This window comes from Rhodococcus sp. 15-725-2-2b (genome assembly GCF_002259075.1).
GTDB lineage: Bacteria > Actinomycetota > Actinomycetes > Mycobacteriales > Mycobacteriaceae > Rhodococcoides.
Genome location: NZ_NPFL01000017.1, coordinates 403,923 through 423,401, shown reverse-complemented (window position 1 = coordinate 423,401; position 19,479 = coordinate 403,923). Strand labels below are relative to the sequence as shown.

17 protein-coding genes are annotated in these 19,479 nt (G+C 66.6%); 7 read left to right on the top strand and 10 right to left on the bottom strand.

The annotated features are described in order from the left end of the window. Positions 1-2: 2 nt before the first annotated feature. The 9 genes from mraY to CH306_RS20055 form a co-directional block, all read right to left on the bottom strand. Entirely contained in the window at positions 3-1,088 is a 1,086-nt protein-coding gene (mraY, locus tag CH306_RS20095; protein ID WP_094647706.1) for a phospho-N-acetylmuramoyl-pentapeptide-transferase, read from the bottom strand. Continuing rightward, complete coding sequence (locus CH306_RS20090; protein WP_094647704.1) at positions 1,085-2,593, bottom strand: UDP-N-acetylmuramoyl-tripeptide--D-alanyl-D-alanine ligase; 1,509 nt, start codon at positions 2,591-2,593, stop codon at positions 1,085-1,087. The genes mraY and CH306_RS20090 overlap by 4 nt, the downstream gene beginning before the upstream one ends. Further along, entirely contained in the window at positions 2,590-4,191 is a 1,602-nt protein-coding gene (locus tag CH306_RS20085) for a UDP-N-acetylmuramoyl-L-alanyl-D-glutamate--2,6-diaminopimelate ligase (RefSeq protein WP_094647702.1), read from the bottom strand. Before CH306_RS20085 ends, CH306_RS20090 begins: the two co-directional genes overlap by 4 nt. A gap of 158 nt (positions 4,192-4,349) precedes the next feature. Continuing rightward, a complete protein-coding gene (locus CH306_RS20080; RefSeq protein WP_094647700.1) occupies positions 4,350-6,206 on the bottom strand; it encodes a peptidoglycan D,D-transpeptidase FtsI family protein in 1,857 nt (618 codons plus the stop codon). Then, a complete protein-coding gene (locus CH306_RS20075) occupies positions 6,203-7,030 on the bottom strand; it encodes a hypothetical protein (protein ID WP_256981215.1) in 828 nt (275 codons plus the stop codon). Before CH306_RS20075 ends, CH306_RS20080 begins: the two co-directional genes overlap by 4 nt. Further along, positions 7,027-8,058, bottom strand: coding sequence for a 16S rRNA (cytosine(1402)-N(4))-methyltransferase RsmH (rsmH, locus tag CH306_RS20070; protein WP_094647698.1), 1,032 nt, complete (start codon positions 8,056-8,058; stop codon positions 7,027-7,029). Before rsmH ends, CH306_RS20075 begins: the two co-directional genes overlap by 4 nt. A gap of 219 nt (positions 8,059-8,277) precedes the next feature. Continuing rightward, positions 8,278-8,709, bottom strand: coding sequence for a division/cell wall cluster transcriptional repressor MraZ (gene mraZ, locus CH306_RS20065; protein WP_027497352.1), 432 nt, complete (start codon positions 8,707-8,709; stop codon positions 8,278-8,280). Between the two features lie 508 nt (positions 8,710-9,217). Further along, positions 9,218-9,655 carry a DUF3040 domain-containing protein gene (locus tag CH306_RS20060; RefSeq protein ID WP_094647816.1) on the bottom strand — a complete coding sequence of 146 codons (438 nt, stop codon included), beginning with the start codon at positions 9,653-9,655 and terminating at the stop codon, positions 9,218-9,220. Positions 9,656-9,882: 227 nt separating this feature from the next. Next, positions 9,883-10,338, bottom strand: a complete 456-nt coding sequence (locus CH306_RS20055; RefSeq protein WP_045194895.1) for an SAV_6107 family HEPN domain-containing protein — start codon at positions 10,336-10,338, stop codon at positions 9,883-9,885. 196 nt (positions 10,339-10,534) lie between these two features. Here CH306_RS20055 and CH306_RS20050 point away from each other — a divergent pair, with 196 nt between their 5' ends. Genes CH306_RS20050 through CH306_RS20030 form a run of 5 tightly spaced genes read left to right on the top strand, consistent with a single transcriptional unit; the run spans position 10,535 to position 15,514 of the window. Beyond that, positions 10,535-11,152: a GNAT family N-acetyltransferase gene (locus CH306_RS20050; protein WP_045199645.1), complete on the top strand. Its 618-nt coding sequence runs from the start codon at positions 10,535-10,537 to the stop codon at positions 11,150-11,152. 4 nt (positions 11,153-11,156) lie between these two features. Continuing rightward, entirely contained in the window at positions 11,157-12,764 is a 1,608-nt protein-coding gene (locus CH306_RS20045) for a phytoene desaturase family protein (protein ID WP_094647696.1), read from the top strand. Then, positions 12,761-13,582, top strand: coding sequence for a carotenoid biosynthesis protein (locus CH306_RS20040; protein ID WP_094647694.1), 822 nt, complete (start codon positions 12,761-12,763; stop codon positions 13,580-13,582). Before CH306_RS20045 ends, CH306_RS20040 begins: the two co-directional genes overlap by 4 nt. 10 nt (positions 13,583-13,592) lie before the next feature. Then, positions 13,593-14,348, top strand: coding sequence for an LppM family (lipo)protein (locus CH306_RS20035; RefSeq protein WP_179272919.1), 756 nt, complete (start codon positions 13,593-13,595; stop codon positions 14,346-14,348). Continuing rightward, on the top strand, positions 14,345-15,514 hold the full coding sequence (locus CH306_RS20030) for a glycosyltransferase (protein ID WP_256981214.1): 1,170 nt from the start codon (positions 14,345-14,347) through the stop codon (positions 15,512-15,514). The genes CH306_RS20035 and CH306_RS20030 overlap by 4 nt, the downstream gene beginning before the upstream one ends. A gap of 5 nt (positions 15,515-15,519) precedes the next feature. On the opposite strand, the gene metF is transcribed toward CH306_RS20030, so the two are convergent. Beyond that, positions 15,520-16,446, bottom strand: coding sequence for a methylenetetrahydrofolate reductase [NAD(P)H] (gene metF, locus CH306_RS20025; protein ID WP_032394703.1), 927 nt, complete (start codon positions 16,444-16,446; stop codon positions 15,520-15,522). A gap of 247 nt (positions 16,447-16,693) precedes the next feature. Here metF and CH306_RS20020 point away from each other — a divergent pair, with 247 nt between their 5' ends. Both CH306_RS20020 and crtI read left to right on the top strand, forming a co-directional pair. Continuing rightward, on the top strand, positions 16,694-17,752 hold the full coding sequence (locus tag CH306_RS20020; protein WP_094647692.1) for a polyprenyl synthetase family protein: 1,059 nt from the start codon (positions 16,694-16,696) through the stop codon (positions 17,750-17,752). Between the two features lie 11 nt (positions 17,753-17,763). Then, positions 17,764-19,347 carry a phytoene desaturase family protein gene (gene crtI, locus CH306_RS20015; protein WP_256981213.1) on the top strand — a complete coding sequence of 528 codons (1,584 nt, stop codon included), beginning with the start codon at positions 17,764-17,766 and terminating at the stop codon, positions 19,345-19,347. Positions 19,348-19,479 lie beyond the last annotated feature (132 nt).

Genomic DNA, 19,479 nt, shown 5'->3' with positions numbered 1-19,479 from the left:
CCCTATCCGCCGACAGCAGCGAGATACTCGCTGTAGAACAGAGCGAGTCCGACGGCCGACGCGATGGCGGCCAACAACCAGAATCGGATGATCACCGTCGTCTCGGCCCATCCGGCCAACTCGAAGTGATGGTGGAACGGTGCCATGCGGAACACTCGTCGGCGACTGGATCGGAACACCGCGACCTGGATGACGACCGATGCGGCCTCGGCGACGAACAGTGCACCGATGACCACCATGACCAGCTCGGTCTTGGTCACCACCGACAGGCCTGCGATCAGACCGCCGAGGGCAAGGGATCCGGTGTCGCCCATGAAGATCTTGGCCGGCGCGGCGTTCCACCACAGGAAGCCGATGCAGGCACCGGCGGCCGAGGCGCAGACCAGGGCCAGGTCGAGGGGATCTCGAACGTCGTAACAGCCGGGGGCAGGCCCGGCGGGTCCTGCGCACGCCTGGCGGTACTGCCAGAACGTGATGACGGTGTAGGCGCCGAGTACCAACGTCATCGATCCGGCGGCGAGGCCATCGAGTCCGTCGGTGAGGTTGACCGAGTTGGACCACGCGATCACGAGCAGGCAGACGAAGAACACGAAGACCACCGCGGACATCGACCAGGTGGCGATGTCGCGCACGTACGACAGTTGAGTGCTGCCGGGAGTGAGCCCGCTCTCGCTCCGGAACTGCAACACCAGAATCGCGAACAGCACGGCCGCCGTTATCTGACCGACGTACTTGCCGGTGGCGTTCAGGCCCAGGTTGCGCTGTTTGCGGATCTTGATGAAGTCGTCGAGAAAGCCGACCAGACCGAGCACTGTGGTCAGGCCGAGAACGAGCAGGGCCGACGCCGACGGACCGTCCGCGTCGTAACCGATGCCGATCAGGTGCGAGCCCCAGTAGCCGGCCCAGATGCCGACCAGAATTGCGACGCCGCCCATTGTCGGTGTGCCCCGCTTGGACTGGTGACTCGCCGGGCCCTCCACTCGAATCTCCTGGCCGAAGCCCTGTTTCGAGAAGGTCTTGATCAGCACCGGGGTCAGCAGGATCGCGACCGCGAGTGCGATACCTCCGGCGAACAGGATCTGCCTCACTGCTCACCCTCCGCAGTGGTGCTCGGCGCGTCGGCCAGCAGGGCGTCCGCGACTGTCCACATCGCCCCGGACTGAGAGGCCTTCACCAGCACGATGTCGCCGGGACGCACCTCCTCGTGCAGTACGTCGATCGCCGTTTCACGGTCGGGCACCAACATCGATTCCTCGCCCCACGAACCCTCCATGACCGCACCCTGGTGCAATGCGCGAGTAGGACGGCCGGAATCGACGATGATCAGGCGATCGACGTCGAGGCGGACGGCGAGGCGGCCGATCGCGTCGTGCTCGACCACCGAGTCCGAACCCAGCTCGCCCATCTCCCCCAGCACCGCCCAGCTGCGGCGTTTGGGTCCGTCGTCGCGACGCGACATCGACACCAGTGCTTTGAGTGCCGCGCGCATCGAATCGGGGTTGGCGTTGTACGAATCGTTGACGACGGTGACGCCGTCGGCGCGGGTGCGGACGTCCATTCGCCTGATCGACGTCGGTGCGGCAGCCCCGAGCGCCTCGGCGACCTGCGTCAGCGTCGCGCCGCACTCGAGTGCGACAGCGGCGGCTGCGAGAGCGTTGCCGACCTGATGCTCGCCGTGCACCGCCAGGGTGATCGGTACCGAACCCGCTGCGCAGTCGAGCGTGAACGACGCTCTGGCGTCGGTATCGACCTGCACGTCGAGTGCTCTGATGTCCGCCTCCGCGTTGCGCCCCACTGTGACGACGGATGCCGTTGTGCGAGTTGCCATTTCGGCGACGAGCCGATCGTCGATGTTCAGGATCGCCACTCCCCCGTCGGCAGCACTCGGCAGAGCCTCGACCAGTTCGCCCTTCGCCAGTGCGATGGCCGCGCGCGACCCGAACTCGCCCAGGTGCGCGGTTCCGACGTTCAGGACCACCCCGATCCGGGGCGGTGCGAGCGTGGCCAGTTCGGCGATGTGGCCGATTCCTCGGGCGGACAACTCCAGACAGAGAAAGTCGGTCTCGGCATCGGCTCGCAGCGCCGTCCAGGGATGTCCCAGTTCGTTGTTGAACGATCCGGGCGGTGCCACCACCGAACCGAGGGGTTCGAGTACGGCAGAGATCAGATCCTTGGTCGAGGTCTTCCCCGAGGATCCCGTCACGCCGACGACGGTCAGGCCGTGCTCGGCCGTCAACTCGCGCACCGATGCGCGGGCCAGAGCGCCGAGAGCGGTCAACACTGCCGCACCGGAGCCGTCCGGGTCGTTCTCGAGTGCCATCGCGCGACTGTCGTGCGGAACGGGACGCACGACCACGGCCGGTACGCCCACCGGACGCGCAGCCAGCACCAGTGCCGCACCCGCGGCAACCGCGTCGGCGGCATGGTCGTGACCGTCCACCTTCGCTCCGGGAAGGGCGAGGAAGATACTGCCGGGAGTGACCTTGCGGGAGTCGAACTCCACCGGTCCCGACACCACGACCGTCGGATCCGGCACGTCGTGCACCGTGCCTCCGACGGTCTCGGCGATTCGGTCGATCGAGAGCGGGATCACCGTACGCCCGCGCTCGTGCCGACCCGGCGCGCATCGATGGCCGAGGCGAGTACGACTCGGTCGTCGAACGGATACTTCACGCCCGCTACTTCTTGGCCGGTTTCGTGCCCTTTACCTGCGATCAACACAACATCCCCTTCGCGTGCCCACGCCACGGCCTGTTCGATCGCCGCTGCGCGGCCTGCCACATTCCGTACTTCGCCGCGGGCCTCGTCCGGCACCGACAGCGCGCCGTCCTCGACGGCCGCCCTGATGGAGGCCGGATCCTCGCTGCGCGGGTTGTCGTCGGTCACCACCAACAGCTCGGCACCGCGCGCTCCGGCGGCACCCATCAGGGGACGCTTCGCGGTATCGCGGTCGCCGCCTGCTCCGAGAACAACCGCGATCCGTCCACGCGAGGATTCGCGCAACGTTGCCAGCACGGCCTCGACGGCCGCAGGTTTGTGTGCGTAGTCGACCACTGCCAGGAAGTTCTGCCCGCGATCGATCCGCTGCACGCGACCCGGCACGTCGACCGTCGCGACCCCGGTCACGGCGCTGCGCACATCGGCCCCGGCCACTGCGCAGGTCGCCAACGCCAGGACGGTGTTCGCGACGTTGTAGCGCCCCGGCAACCGGACCGAGACCGGCAGCGACGCACCCTGCGGATCGGCGACGGTGAACGACTGCGTTCCGTCGTCGTGCTTGGCCCAGTTCGAGACCGTCCACTGTGAATCGGCACCGGTCGACGCGGTCACCACGGTCGACCCGGCCGATCGAGCGATGTCTGCCATCCGCACGCCCCACGCGTCGTCGACACAGACGACGGCGGTCTCGGCACGAACCGCCGAGTCGGCCGCGAACAGGCGACTCTTGGCCGCGAAGTAGTCCTCGAGAGAATCGTGAAAATCGAGGTGATCCTGCGAAAGATTGGTGAACGCACCGATCGCGAAGCTAGTGCCGTCGACCCGGCCCAGGGACAACGCGTGCGAGGACACCTCCATCACCACCGTGTCGACGCCCTCCTCGACCATCACCGCGAACAGGGCATGCAGCTGCGGAGCCTCGGGCGTGGTGAGCGCGCTCGGCACGTGCCGGCCCAGCACACGTGTCTCGATGGTGCCGATCAGACCGCACCGACGACCGGCTGCGGTCAGGCCTGCTTCGAGCAGATAGGACGTCGTCGTCTTCCCCGACGTACCGGTGATACCGATGACGGTCATCTTCGACGACGGGTTGCCGTACACCAGAGCGGAGACCGTCCCCAACACCTGGCGCGGACGGTCGTGCACGAGCACCGGAACCTGTCGATCGGTACCTGCCAGAGCGCCCCGCACGATCTCGAGTCCGGCCGGGTCGGTGAACACCGCCACCGCACCACGCTCGACCGCGTCTGCGACGAACTCGGCACCGTGTCGCGACGATCCGGGCAGTGCCGCGAAGAGATCGCCGGGAACAACGGACTGTGCGCGCAGATCGATACCGGTCACGCTCACACCGGCGGGGTCGCCCTCGTCGATCGTTGCACCGACCGCAGACGCCACCTCCCGGACTTCGGTGTGCGGTGGATGCGCCGGACGTGAACCCGGAGCCGGTTGTGAATCCGATGACACAGTCACTCCTGCTCCCTTCCTCTCTACTGCCGGCCGCGCGCCTGCCGCGGCTCGATCACGCCGCGGCGGCAGCCGAACGAACACGCCCGAGCCGATGTGTCAGATTACCGGCGTCCGGGATCATGATGTCGCCGCCCCGACTCGCGGACCGGCGGGTTGGGATCTCAGTCCGCCTGCAGAACCAGCTTGGGTCCGGGGTCGGCGGACATCGGCACGCTGTCCCGCTGCAGCATCCAGCTGGCGATGTTGTGGAACAGCGGTGCTGCCGACTGGCCGCCGGAACCGTCGGCGCTGCGGGTCGGGGCGTCGAGCATGATCCCGATCACGTAGCGGGGATCGTCCGCGGGCGCGATGCCTGCGAACGTGATCCAGTAGTTCGAGTTCGAGTAGCACTTGCACTCGGGATCGACCTGCTGAGCCGTACCCGTCTTGCCACTGATCTGGTATCCCTCGACGCCCGCGGCAACTCCGGTACCGCGCTGGTTTCCGGTGTCGTCCTGGGTGACGGATCGGAACATGTTGCGGACGGTCTTCGCCGTATCGGGGCTGACCACGTACACACCGTCGGGCTGCTGGGTCTCTGTCCGCTGACCGTTCGCGTCCACCGTCGCCTCGACGATCCTCGGCGGGATGCGTACTCCGTCGTTGGCGATGGCCTGGTACATCCCCGTCATCTGCAGCAGCGTCATCGACAGTCCCTGGCCGATGGGGAGGTTGGCGAACGTGCCGCCCGACCACTGGTCACGGCTCGGAACGTTGCCCGCGCTCTCGCCCGGTAGCCCGACGTCGCTGCGCTGGCCCAGGCCGAACCTGGTCAACATGTCCGCGTAGCGGTCCTCGCCGACGCGTTGGGCAAGCATCAGCGTGCCGACGTTGGAGGACTTACCGAACACGCCGGTCGTCGTGTACGGCGCGACACCGTGGTCCCACGCATCCTTGACCGACACACCGGACATGAAAATGCTGCCCGGCACCTGCAGCACCTCGTCGGGCGTGGTGAGTCCGTACTCGATGGCCGCGGCCGCGGTGATGATCTTGTTCACCGAACCGGGCTCGAACGGCGTGGTGACGGGCAGGTTGCCCATTTCCTTGGTGCGCTCGTTGTTGCCGACTCCGATGCCGGGATTGAAGGTGTTGTCGTTGGACATGGCGAGCACCTCGCCGGTGTGCGAATCCTGCACGTACGCCGAGGCGTTCTTCGCTCCCGACAGGTCCTTGGCCAACTGCACCTGCTGCTGCACGTAGTACTGCAGATCTGCGTCGATGGTCAGTTCGACGGTCGAACCGTTGACGGCAGGCTGCTTGTCCCGCCAGCTGCCGGGGATGACGGCACCGTCGGATCCGCGGTCGTAGGTCTGCGAACCGTCGGTTCCGGCCAGGGTCGCGTCGAGCGCATCCTCTAGACCCAGCAGACCGTGTCCGTCCCAACCGGTGGCACCGACGATGTTCCCGGCCAGCGATCCGCCCGGGTACTCACGGATGTCCTGACGCTCTAGTCCGACCTGCTTGAAATCCTTGCTGATCTTCGACGCCACGGTGGCGTCCACTCCGCGTGCGAGGTAGGTGAATTCGTCGTTGCTCTTCAGCTTCGCGAGCAGATCCTTCTCGCTGATCACATCACCGAGGTCGCTGTGGATACGGGCGGCGATGTCCTCGAGGTACTGCTCGGTCTCCGGCTCGGTCGGGTCCTTCGCCCGGGCCTCGTCGAGTTCCTTGCGCACCCGAACCGGTTGGAACGTCAACGCTTTGGCTTCCATCGTGAAGGCGATCGGATTGCCGTTGCGGTCCAGGATGGATCCCCGTAGCGCCGGATCGACGAGAGTGGTGGTGCGTTGCGACGCCGACTCGGCCGACAACCTCGGCGCATCGAATCCCTGGATCCACAGCAACTGTGCCGCCGCAACGGCCAGCGCCAGATACATCAGAACGCGGCCGGTGCCGTGGCGAAACCGAAAGGTGGAGGAGTCGAGACGCTTTCGGCTCGGTGGCCGGCGGCGCGGAGCAGGCGAAGGCCTGGTCACTGCCCGTCACCCGATGCTTCGCCGGTGGGCTCGGGGGCCTCGACCGCAGGTGTTTCGAGCGAGGGGATGCTCATGGGAACCAATTGTTCAGCAAGCGCGGTGTTTCCAGCTCCATTGCTCGAATTCGGCGTGGCGGCGCGGGTGTCGATCGTGCCCGACGTCCGATTCGGCTGCGACGCGCTTCTCGGCGTCTGCGGCTGCGGCGACTGCGTGCTCGGATTCGCGACGGTGCCCTCGCCTGCGGCCGCCGGCGACACCGGATCCAGCGGTGCCACCGGTGCTCCGTCCGCCGGAGCCGGGGTACCGACGACCTGGACCCCGCCGTCCGGCGCGACGATCAGACGCGCGGAGTTCTTCGCCGGGACCATTCCGAGCTCGGCAGCCTTGCGCGCCAATTCCGGAGCCGACTCCGCCAACTCCACATCACGCTGCAGCGACGCCCGCTGCTGAGCCAGTTCGGCGTTGACGGCCTTGGCGGCGCTGAGATCGTAGGAGTCGCCGGCGGACCGAGTGGTCAGGAGCAACGTCAGACCGAGACCGATGGCGAGCAGGCCGATGATCAAGGCTACGAACGGAATTCGCGCGGCAATGGCGCTTCCGTTCAGCGAGGGCCGCGCACCGGCTCCGGAACCATGCGCAGAGTCCGAGGTGTGGATCGACGCGCGCTGCTGTCTGCGCTCGTATGCGCGCAGCGCAGCACCGGATCGTCCACCGCCCTTGCCCGTACGTTCAGGTCGCGAGAGTGGGGCCTGCGGAACGCCCCTGCGCCGCGGGGCCGGAACCCGATTGCGTTGTGTTCCAACGGTTGTGTCTGGAACCGTCATTCCGCTCTCCTTGCAATCCGTTCGGCGGCGCGCAATCTCACCGGAGCCGAACGTGGGTTGACGTCGATTTCTGCATCCGATGCACGCTCGGCACCTCTGGTCAGGAGCCGAAACTCCGGACCCATTCCGGGAAGCTCGACCGGCAGCCCTTCCGGACTGCGGGACTTGATCCGAGGTGCCAACTCCTGCTTGACAACTCGGTCTTCGAGCGACTGATACGACATGAAGACCACCCGGCCTCCGACAGCCAACGCGTCGAGCCCGGCAGGTACCGCCGCCTTCAACGACTCCAGTTCACCGTTGACCTCGATACGCAGGGCCTGGAAGGTGCGCTTGGCAGGGTGCCCTCCGGTGCGCCGCGTTGCGGCCGGAATTGCGGCATAGAGCAATTCGACCAACGGCCCGCTCGTGGTGAAGGGCGTGTGCTCTCGGTGACGCAGAACGGCGGAGGCGATCTTTCCGGCGAACCGCTCCTCGCCGTAGGTGCTCAGGACCCGTGCGATCTCGCCGTGCGAGTACGTGTTGAGGACGTCTGCGGCGGTGATACCCACGGTCGGATTCATTCGCATGTCCAATGGGGCGTCGACCGAGTAGGCGAATCCGCGATCGGATTCGTCCAACTGCATGGACGACACACCGAGATCGAACAGGATGGCGTGAACGGAGCCGACCGCAGGCAGGCCGGCCTCGTCGAGCGCTTCGGCGATGCCGTCGTAGGTCGTGTGCACCAACGTGATTCGATCGGCGAACGGAGCCAACCGGGCTCCGGCCAACTCGAGCGCATCGGGATCCCGGTCGAGCCCGATCAGGTGCAGGTGCGGATAGGTCCGCAAGAAGTGCTCGGAGTGACCGCCGAGTCCGAGAGTCGCGTCGATCATGACTCGGGTATCGCCGGTGGATTCGAGCGCGGGTCCGAGCAATTCGTCGGCTCGCTCGAGACGAACCGGAACGTGGACCGGGCCCGAGGATCGACGATGGGTTCGGTCGGCGGACGAGTCGCTCTCGTCCGGCCCGGTGCCCTCCGTCATGGTTCCTCCCGGTCGCGCGTACGTACTTCTCGCCCGGGTCCGGGCCGTGCAGGTCGCCCACCGAGGCCGATACGAATGCTTCGAGGTCCCTGTCCGATAGGGAACCTGGCGTTGGGGAAGAACGTCAGGGTCCTGATCTGCGAAACCTGGCGTTGGGGAAGAACGTCAGGGTTCTGATCGGGCAGAGGCCTCGCTGCACTCGCAGGCGACCTGGTCGGGCTACAAGATCCCTCCGAGGGACTCGTCGAAAGCGTCGGAGAAATCCTGCTCGTTCTCAGCGGAGTAGCGCGCCCACGCTTCGTCGTTCCAGATCTCGATGAAGTCCATCGAACCGATCACCACGCAGTTTCGTTCGAGCCCCGCATAGCGGCGATGCTCGGGACTGATGGTGATGCGTCCCTGTCCGTCCGGCCGCTGTTCGTCTGTTCCCGAGAAGAACTGGCGAACGTAGGCACGAGCTTTGGGGTTGGCACGAGAAGCCGCCGTCAACTTCCGAGAGCGCTCCGCGAAGTCGGCCGCGGTGTAGACAGCGAGGCTGAAATCCTGCCCCTTGCTCACCATGACCCCTCCTGCAAGCGCGTCCCGAAACTTGGCCGGCAACGTGAGTCGACCCTTGTCGTCGAGCTTCGGCGTGTAGGTACCGAGAAACACTCGCCACCTCCAGCCTCGACTCTCCGCTGCGGACCACTTTACCCCACTCTCCCCCACTTCGAACCATTCATGGCCGGAAAACTTTGGAGAAGTCACTGTCTGCGCTGGTCAAGACGTAGAAGATCGGCGCTGCCGTCAGCGATACCGCGGGCGATTCCGAGGGCTCGAACCGGACGCCATGGCGCACGAGTCCAGCATCGAAGCAGCCTGACCAGGCACGCAGCACCTACGGTGGTGGACGACGGTCGATCTCGGCCCCTCGGTGGGGCCTCGGTGGGGAAAAGTGGGGAGCGTGGGTGACAGTGGGGGACGTGTCCCACAACTCCCGCGCGCGAACACGCGAACCGGCCCTCGACGCGGAGCGGAGGGCTGCAGTCGATCGGGCGGCGTCCGTTCGAGGGCAGAAACGACAACAGCACCTCACCCGAGGGTGAGATGCTGTTCTACGTTGACGCGTGAAGTTGTGGAGACGAGCCGATAAGGGTCGGTTCGGCGAAACCCGGTCGACTCAGTCCTGCTCGAACCTCTTACGGAACCGATCTTCCATGCGAGAGGTGAAGCTGCCGCCCTTGCGACCACCCTTCGATTTCTGTCCGGTACCACGCCCGGACGTCTCGGCAGCATCGTTGGATGCGCTGCCCTCGTCCTGCGACGCTGCGGCTCCCTTGCTGGAACCGCCGAACAGGAACAGTGCCCCGGCACCGAACATGAACAAAAAGCCGATGAGACTGACGACGAGAAAAGCCAGGCTGTTCGTCGACAATGCAACACCGGCGACGAGCAACACGAGTCCCACTACGAACAGCGCGGCAGCCTGAAAGCGCCTCCTGCTCGACGCCGCACGTACGCGACCGCCCCTCACATGAGACGCGAATTTGGGATCCTCGGCGTAGAGAGCGCTCTCGATCTGGTCGAGCATGCGCTGCTCGTGCTCGGAGAGTGGCACGGTACCTCCCCCTGCACAGATATTGAAGGTCATTTCGGTTCCGAAACGACGGGAAGCTGACCTTGGCGGCTACCTGCTGTCGATGATACGAGCTGAATCGGCCGCTTACCACCTACTCGGTCGATGTGTTCCTGAGAAACACCGAAGTTTTCGAGACGCACGTCCCGAAAACCTTGGGCGAACAGCCGATGACGTGGCGATTGTCACCTGACGTCCAGCTCGGTGCGCTACGCAGACAGGGGCGCCGTCATGGGGTCGACGGACGCGAATCGAGCCTGCCCGCCGAGTCGGTCCTCGATCGAGTTCAGAAAACGACCGACGTGTCGATGGAAATCGTCGGCATCGAGATCGGCGATCGTGCTCGACGCGCCGGCCTCGACCGCCGCCCTGGTGGCGGAGAAAGACGCGAAATAGTCGGCCCAGACGGCGAGATCCGGTGCCGCCTTTGCCATCAACACCCACGCACTGCGCGAACGAGGACGCGCGCCGATCGAATTCGGCAACGACGCCAGCACAGCTGCCGCGCCTTTCAGTGCAGCGGCGTAGCTACCGAGAAATCGATCTCCGGCATCGCTCTCCCCGATGGACTCGGACAGCAAAGCATCGGCCCGGCCCAGCAGAATCTGAGCCTGACGCGACACCGGCGACCGCACTCCGGCATCGAATGCCTTCGTGATCGTCATACTCGAACACCTCCAGTTCGAATCTCCGGCGCGCACCTGGCGCGGCCGGAACCGTGGCGAAGCCTTACAGTCGAACTCCGGAAGAATCCGACTCGACATACGAGCCGAAGCCACCGGCGCACTCGGCCCCGATTGTCGAACACCCGTTCGACACATTCAATATAGCCGTGCCCACCGACAAGTTGCCGAAGAAAGGTTGAGAACAGTCGTCACCGATGCGCGGACAACGCCGTACCTGGTCGATCTGACGCCCCCGGAATTCCGCCAGCGGCTGTTCGAGGCACTGTCCATCTACGTCGAGGCCATGGGCTATCCGCGTGGAACCGAACAGAGCCGAGCCCCGATGTGGAGTGAACACCTGCACCGCCCGGGCTGGCGAGCCGTCGGCGCACTGCTCCCGAACGCCGATCCGACACAGCCCGATTCGCTGGTGGCCGTCGCGTACGGCTACCACGGTGCCGCGCACCAGTGGTGGCATCAACAGGTTCGCGACGGATTACGGCGCACGGGGCATTCCCCGCAGACCGTCGAAGCCACGCTCGCGGACTACTTCGAGCTGACCGAGTTGCACGTTCTCCCGAGCGCCCAGGGGCACGGTCTCGGTGGACGACTGTGCAGCCGACTGCTGCGCGGCGTCTCGGCGGCCAACGTGATGTTGTCCACACCCGAAGTAGCCGAGGAGGACAACCGAGCCTGGCGGCTCTACCGCAGGCTCGGCTTCGCGGACGTACTGCGCGACTTCACCTTCAGCGGGGACCGACGACCCTTCGCGGTCCTGGGCCGCCGGTTGCCCCTCGACGGGCCAGTAGCCTGAGGGTGTGATCGATGCTGTGGTGGTGGGCTCCGGCCACAATGCCCTGACCTCCGCCTGTTACCTGACCGATGCCGGCATGTCGGTCGAGGTTCTCGAGCGCGACTCCGTCGCCGGCGGCGCGGTCTCGACGGTGGAACGCTTTCCCGGCCACCGAGTGGACCGTGGTTCGTCGGCACACATCATGATTCGGCACACAGGCATCATCGAGGAGCTCGGCCTCGCCGAGTTCGGACTGCGCTACATCGACTGCGACCCCTGGGCGTTCGCGCCGGGAGCCGTCGGCACCGACGAACGCGGAATCGTCTTCCACCGAAGCCTGGAACGAACCTGCGAGTCCATCGCCGCCGCCTGCGGCGCAGCCGACGCGCGCGCCTACCGAACGTTCGTCTCCGTCTGGGGTCCCCGCAGCGAACGCACCATGCGTGCGTTCGGTGGGCCGCCCACCGGTCCGAAACTGCTCCGATCCTTCTGGGGCCTCGGTGCCCCCGACGGCGGAAGCATGCTCTCGCGTGAGTTCCTCGCCACCGGCGATTCCATGTTGGACGAGATGTTCTCGAGCGAACGACTCAAGGCTGCGCTCGCGTGGTTCGGCGCTCAGTCGGGTCCGCCGATGTCCGAGCCCGGTACCGCACCGATGGTCGGCTTCGCTGCCCTCATGCACACCCTTCCGCCGGGCCGCGCCGTCGGCGGCAGCGGAGCATTGACCGAGGCGATGATCGCTCGGCTGCAACGCGACGGTGCCGAACTGACACTCGGCGACGCGGTCACCTCGCTCGTACGCCGCCCGCACGGCTGGACCACCAGGACCGCGTCGGGACGGGAGATCGACAGCCGCATCGTCGTGGCCGGCTGCCACATCCTGACCACCCTCGACCTTCTCGAAGCCGGTGGACACGACTCGGCGCAGATCGCCCCGTGGCGCAGCACGATTCGGGTAGGACCGGGGATCGGTACTGCGGTCAGACTGGCCACCGACGCTCTTCCGACGTACCCGAGTGCCGACCGCATCGAGGACGGCACCCACGGTCTGGCGCTGCTGGTACGCGACCGCAGCCAGTTGCGGTTGGCGCACGGGCACGCCCTGGCCGGCGACCTGCCGCCCACCCCGGCCGTGCTGGGAATGTCCTTCAGCGCACTCGATCCCACCATCGCACCGCCGGGACAGCACCAGATCTCACTGTGGTCGCAGTGGCATCCCCATACCCTCGCCGACGGCAGGCAGTGGCGATCGGACGTTCCGGGCGAGCGCTCGTTGGCCGAGTTCGAGGCAGATCGAATCGTGGCCGAACTGGACCGGTACGCACCCGGTTTCGCCGAGTCCGTGTTGGATCGGTTCGTTCAATCGCCGCCGGACATCGAGCGTGAGCTCGGTCTGATCGGAGGCAACATCATGCACCTGGACATGTCGTTGGACCAGATGATGATGTGGCGGCCGCATCCTCGACTGGCCGGGCATCGGGTCCCCGGTGCCGACGGGCTCTATCTCACCGGCGCATCGACCCACCCCGGCGGAGGGGTCACCGCGGCCAGTGGTCGGTCGGCGGCCCGAATCGCGATCGCCGACGCCCGCGCAGCCCGCCGTCGCACGTTCTTCGGAAGGAAACGGGAATGAAGGTCGTTCCGATCGTCGTGGCGGCCGCTGCCGTGGGCTGCCAGATCCTCTACCCACTGGTGTCGGGATCGACCAGGGACGCAGTGACGGTGGCGGTGGTGGCCCTGCTCGCGCTCGCGTCGATCCTGCACGCGGCGCTGAACCGCGGTGTCGTGTGGGCTACCGTTCTCGTCGTCGTGACCGCAGGAACCGGGTTCGCGTCCGAACTCGTCGGCACGGCCACCGGGATCCCGTTCGGCGAATACTTCTACGCGCAGAATCGCTTGGGCCCGAGCCTGTTCGAGGTACCCGTCGTGGTCCCTCTGGCGTGGACGGCCGGGTTTTACCCGATCTGGTGTGCAGTGACCTTCGTCGTCGGCCGTCTCGACACGACGCAGGCGCGCGCCACCGCACTGCGAATCGTGGCCGTGGCGGTGGGGATGGTCGGCTGGGACCTCTATCTGGATCCACAGATGGTCACCGACGGACAGTGGACCTGGACCGCCGGTTCGGTCGGGCTGCCGGGTGTGCCGTCGATTCCGCTGACCAACTACATCGGCTGGCTGGTGGTGGCGACGCTGATGGCTGCGGTGATGGAATCGCTCGACCGCGCCGTCGGTCGCCCCCGGTCGTCCGACGACGCAGTGCCCATCGGATTGTTCCTGTGGACGTGGCTCGGGTCGGCGCTCGCGCACGCGGTGTTCCTCGACGGTCCGGAGCTTCGCTTCTCGGCGGTGTACGGATTCGTCGTCATGGGCGTCGTCGGCATACCACTGCTGTGGAATGCCCGTCTGCCCAGGAACACCCGACACGCCTCGCTGACAACCCCTGCCGACTGACATCACCTCGATGCCCTGGCACGATGTCGCTGTGCAGTCGACATCGCGAACACCTCATCGAACCCACCGCCGCCGCGTTCTCTCGGTGGTCGCACTGGCCCTGCTGGTCGCGCCGATGCTGGCCGGTTGCCTGCGCGTGCAGGTCACGATGGGCGTGTCGGCGAACGACCGTGTCGCAGGTCAGATCGTGGCGGCCAGCGTGCCGACATCGGACTCCGACACCGGCCCGGAACTGGTGGTTCCCTCCTCGATCGAGGACAAGGTTCGCGTCGAGCCGTACGACCAGGACGGATACGTCGGATCGCAGGCCATCTTCGACGATCTCTCGTTCGGCGACGTGCAGACCCTCGGCTCGATCTTCCAGAACGCGGCCGGATCGTTCCAGCTGACACTGCAGCGATCGGGTGACACCGTCACTCTTGCCGGCAACGCCGATCTGTCCTCCGTTCCGGTTCAGGGCACGGACGTACAGTTCACCATCGCGTTCCCGGCCCGCATCGGCACCACCAACGGCACCCGCGAGAGCGACAACTCGATCTCCTGGAAGTTGCCGGCAGGCGAGGTCACCTCGGTGCGCGCCGAGGTCAACTATCCCGATCCCAACACCAGAAGCTTCGCCGGCTGGGCCGGCATCGTGGGCGGGGTGACGGTCGGTGTCGCGGCCATCGTCGGAGCCATGGCCTGGGTGTCGCGCAATCCACCGCTGCGGGGCCGCGGCTCGCGCGGTACCGAGCCGGGAAGCTCGACCGAGAGAACATCTGTGTGAAAGACCGCGTGCTCGCGCGAACGACGGCGACCGCTGCCGTCCTCGCGGCTGCGTCGGCCGCGGTGTCGGAGTTCAACTCTCGGTTCATGCCGAGCCTGCACTCCCCGGAGCAGGACGTCACCGAAAGCGTCGTCGTCTGTGTACCCGCCCGCAACGAGGCCGCGACGCTTCCCGCGCTGATCGGCGATCTCGCGAAGCAACGATCGTGCACGGATCTGCGAGTGATCGTCCTCGACGACGACTCGACCGACGGAACGGCCTCCGCTGCCCGCGCGGCTGCAGGCGGTGATCCGAGGATTCACGTCGTGACCTCCGGTGTCGCTCCCCCGGCCGGCTGGACCGGTAAGGCCGCCGCGTGCGCCGAGCTCGCGAGACTGGCCGACGAGGACGACCCGACGACGTCGTTGATCGTGTTCGTCGATGCCGATGTGCGCCTGGAACCGGAGGCCGTGGCGGCAGCGGCCCGCATGCTGCGAAGGCGCGGTGCCTCCCTGCTGTGCCCGTGGCCGGAGCAACTGGCCGAGAGCACCGTCGAGCGACTGGTCCAGCCCCTGCTCGCATGGTCGTGGATGTCCACGCTTCCCGTCCCTCTCGGCAACGCGACGCTCGCACCGTCGATGACGGTCGCCTGCGGGCAGTTCATGGCTTTCGACGCCGCCGCCTACCGGGCCGTGGGGGGCCACGGCTGCGTCGCCGCGAGCGCAACCGAGGACCTGGATCTGGCACGCGCTCTGCGTCGGCGGGGGTTCTCGACCGCGGTGGCGTCGGGTGCGGGGTTCGTTCGATGCCGGATGTACCGATCGGCAGCGGAGTTGCGGTCCGGCTACAGCAGGTGGTTGTGGAACGAGTTCGGTGGACCGGCCGGTTCGGTAGCGGCGGCCCTGGCACTGACCGTCGTGTACGTGCTGCCCCCGATCACTGCGCTCACCTCCTCGGGTGTCGCGCGTCGCCTCGGCTGCGCCGGCTATCTCGCAGGCACGGTGTCACGGATGTCCGTGCGGCGGCGCGAGACGGGATCGCGGTTCGGGGTGGGCGACGTAGTCGACGCCGCGCTGCACCCGGTCTCGATTCTCGCCTTCGTCGGACTCGTCGCAGAGTCCCACGTGCGCAGGCGTCGCGGCTCGCTGTCGTGGAAGTCGCGCCCGATGCCTGCGCCGCACACCTGACCGTCTCACACTCTCGCGGCTGCAAGCCCCAGGTTGCTGAGCACCTCACGCGTCGCGCGCGCGAAGTTGAGAGTGATGAAGTGCAGTCCGGGTGCGCCCTCGGAGATCAGGCGCTCACCGATGTTCGTCGCGAGTTCGATGCCCACTTCTCGCACCGCGGCGCGGTCCTCCTCGGGGCCGGATCCCGCTGCGCGCGTGAACTTCTCGTCCAGGTGCGACGGAAGCGTCGTGCCCGAGAGCTCGAGCATCCGGCGAACCGACCGAAGCGAGGTGATGGGCATGATCTCGGGAATGATCGGCTTGGCACCCTGCTCGGCGTCGAACGCCGACACACGATCACGTAGACGCAGGTAGTCGTCCACATCGAAGAACATCTGAGTGATCGAGTACTCCGCTCCCGCCCGCAACTTCCCGACCAGGCATCGGGTGTCCTGTTCGAGATCGCCTGCGCGGTGGTGCCCTTCGGGGAACGACGCCACGCCGACGTGGAAGTCGCCGAGATCGCGAACCAGCCGGACGAGCTCCTCGGCGTACTCGACACCGTCCGGATGCTTCTCCCAGTCGCCGAGCGGATCTCCGGGGGGATCTCCGCGAAGTACGAGGATGTTGGTGATACCGCGGTCCGCGTACGACCCCACCATGGATCGCAGCTCGTCCACACTGTGCGAGACAGCAGTGAGATGCGCCACAGGCAGAAGGGTGGTCTCCTCGGCGATCTGCCCGGTGACACGCACCGTCCGATCACGGGTGGAGCCCCCCGCGCCGTAGGTCATCGACACGAATGCGGGCTGAAGTTGTTCGAACTCACGGACCGCCCGCCACAGCCTGGCCTCGGCGGCCGCGTCTCGCGGAGGCGAGAACTCCACCGAGAACGGGATCCTGGCCTCGGGTTCTGTCCGTAGTCGGTCGACGATGGACGGTGTTCTCGTCACGAATCCTCGACTCGACCGCCCCCTGACGGAATCTTCGCTCACCCGAAGATCATAGGTTGCGGCCCACCGAAGCCCGTCGGGCATCCCTGACGACAGATGTTCGCTGCAGGTCGGTCCAGGGTTTCCACGGCCATTACTGTGGAATGAGAATTCACGCAATCCACAGCAACCTTGGAGGATCGTCCTGTCCGGAGACTTTTCTTCACCCGTAGTCGACACTCCCGCCGCCGCGCACGACCCGAAGGCGATGCGCACGGCCGTCGACGCGACGCTCGCCGAGTTCTTCACCTCACGCCGAGATGTCGTCGACACCGTCGGTGGCGGCTATCCCGCTGCGGTGGCCGACCTCGAGGCCTTCGTACTTCGCGGTGGCAAGCGCATGCGCCCTGCATTCGCCTGGACCGCATGGCTCGGTGCAGGCGGTGAATCCACCGGTGCCCGAGCGAACGCAGTGCTGCGGGCGTGCTCGGCGCTCGAACTGATCCAGGCCTGCGCCCTCATCCACGACGACATCATCGATTCCTCCAGTACCCGACGCGGTTTCCCGACCGTGCACGTCGGGTTCGCCCAACGGCACCGAGACGCGGGGTGGTCCGGCGGCGCGGACCATTTCGGTGAATCGGCAGCGATCCTCGTCGGCGATCTCGCCCTGTGTTGGGCAGACGATCTCCTGCGCGAGTCCGGCATCGACGCCGATGCCGCACGACGGGTCCAACCGGTGTGGTCGGCGATGCGCACGGAGGTTCTCGGCGGCCAGTTGCTCGACATCGAAGCCGAGGCAGGCACCGACGAGAGTGTCGCGGCTGCCATGCGAGTCAACCGATACAAGACCGCTGCCTACACCGTCGAGCGGCCGCTGCATCTCGGCGCAGTGCTCGCCGATGCCGACGAGAACCTGATCTCGGCCTACCGCAACTTCGGTGCGGACATCGGAATCGCGTTCCAGCTGCGCGACGACCTCCTCGGGGTGTTCGGCGATCCCGAGGTCACCGGCAAACCGTCGGGCGACGACATCACCGAGGGCAAACGCACCGTGCTGATCGCGCTGGCGCTGGAGAAAGCCGACCGGACCCGGCCGGATCGTGCAGCCACGATCAGGGCCAGCCTCGGAACCGAACTCGACGCGAACGAAGTGGCCGACATCCGTTCCATCCTCGTCGAACTCGGCGCAGTGGACGCGGTCGAGAAACAGATCGACGAGCTCGGGACCCGGGCCGTTGCCGCCCTCGACAACAGTTCGATCGAACCGGTCGCTGCCGCGCACCTGCGCGCCATGGCAACCGCCGCCATCCAACGGCAGTACTGAAAGAGAGCGTCATGTCTTCGATCCGCACGGTCTCCGGCACCACCGACACCGTGGTCGTCGTGGGAGCCGGTTTGGCCGGCCTGGCCGCCGGTCTGCATCTGCTGGGAGCAGGCAGGAAAGTCACCATCGTCGAGCGCGAAGAGACCGTGGGCGGCCGCGTCGGGGTGTACCCGGTATCGGACGCCGACGGAACGCACCTGTACGACATCGACAACGGCGCGAGCGTGCTCACGATGCCGAACCTGGTGCTCGAGGCGCTCGCCGCCGTGGGTGCCGACTTCGAGTCGACCACGCCGCCGATTCGGCTGACCGCTCTGTCGCCGTCCTATCACACGCGTTATGCCGACGGCACGTCCATCGACGTCTACTCCGATCCCGAGGCCATGGCGGCCGAGGTCGAGCGAACCTGCGGCCCGGCCGAGGCGCAGGGATATCGAGAACTGCGACGCTGGCTCGCCGACATCTTCGACGCCGAGTTCGACCGCTTCATCGACTCGAACTTCGATTCACCGCTCGATCTCGTGGGATCGAAAGCTGCGATCTCCGACACCGCGACGCTGACCAGACTGGGCGGCTTCGGCCGGCTCGGGCCACGCGTCGACAAGTTCCTGAAGGACACTCGCCTGCGCCGCGTGTTCACGTTCCAGGCGCTCTACGCCGGCATGGCACCTCAGAAGGCGCTCGCGGTCTACGGAGCCATCGCACACATGGACACCTCGCTCGGGGTGTTCTTCCCCGAAGGCGGCATGGCGGCCATCGCACGGGCCATGGCCGACGCGTTCGTCACCGCGGGTGGCACGCTCGACCTCGGCACCGAGATCGTCGACATCACCGTCGACCGAGGTCGTGCGGACTCCGTGATCACCGCAGCCGGCGGTCGAATCGCGTGCGACGCACTCGTTCTCACCGCGGACCTGCCCGTCGTCGACCGACTGCTCGACCGGGCGTCGGTGTCGAAGAAGGGCCGCCGGAACGGATACGGCGTCGTCTCGCCGTCGGCGGTCGTCGCGCACGGAACCGTTCCCGCCGACGTGACGGCGACGTGGCCCGCCCGCGCACATCACACCATCGACTTCGGTGACGAGTGGGCCGAGACCTTCCGCCGGATCACCGCAAAGGCGGGCAAGGGGTCCTTGATGGCCGATCCGTCGCTGCTGATCACCCGACCGTCGGTCAGCGATACCCAACTCGAGATGGTGCGTGACGGTGTTCGATGCGAGCCGGTGTCGATCCTCGCACCGTGCCCCAATCTCGACAGCGCGCCCCTTCCCTGGAACGAATTGGCGCAGCCGTACCTTCGCGAGATCCTGACGACCATGGAAGGTCGGGGGTACAAGGGTCTACTCGACGGATTCACACTCGACCACATCGACACTCCCGAGACCTGGGCGCAGAAAGGCATGATCTCCGGTTCGCCGTTCTCGTCGGCGCACGTGTTTCGGCAGACCGGGCCGTTCCGACGCAAGAACATGGTCGCCGGGCTCGACAACGTGGTTCTCGCCGGCTCGGGCACGACGCCCGGAGTGGGCGTTCCCACGGTTCTGGTGTCGGGAAAGCTCGCCGCAGAGCGGGTGACGGGGCGCACGGGACGGTAGGTTCGTTCGATTGACTGCGTCGACCAACTAAGCTGAGCGCGATCGTTTGCCGGTCGCGCTCATTGCTGCGACCATGATCGTTCGGTGGTCGGCGTGAACCATCGGCCGGCGTACGGATCTCGACCCACAACT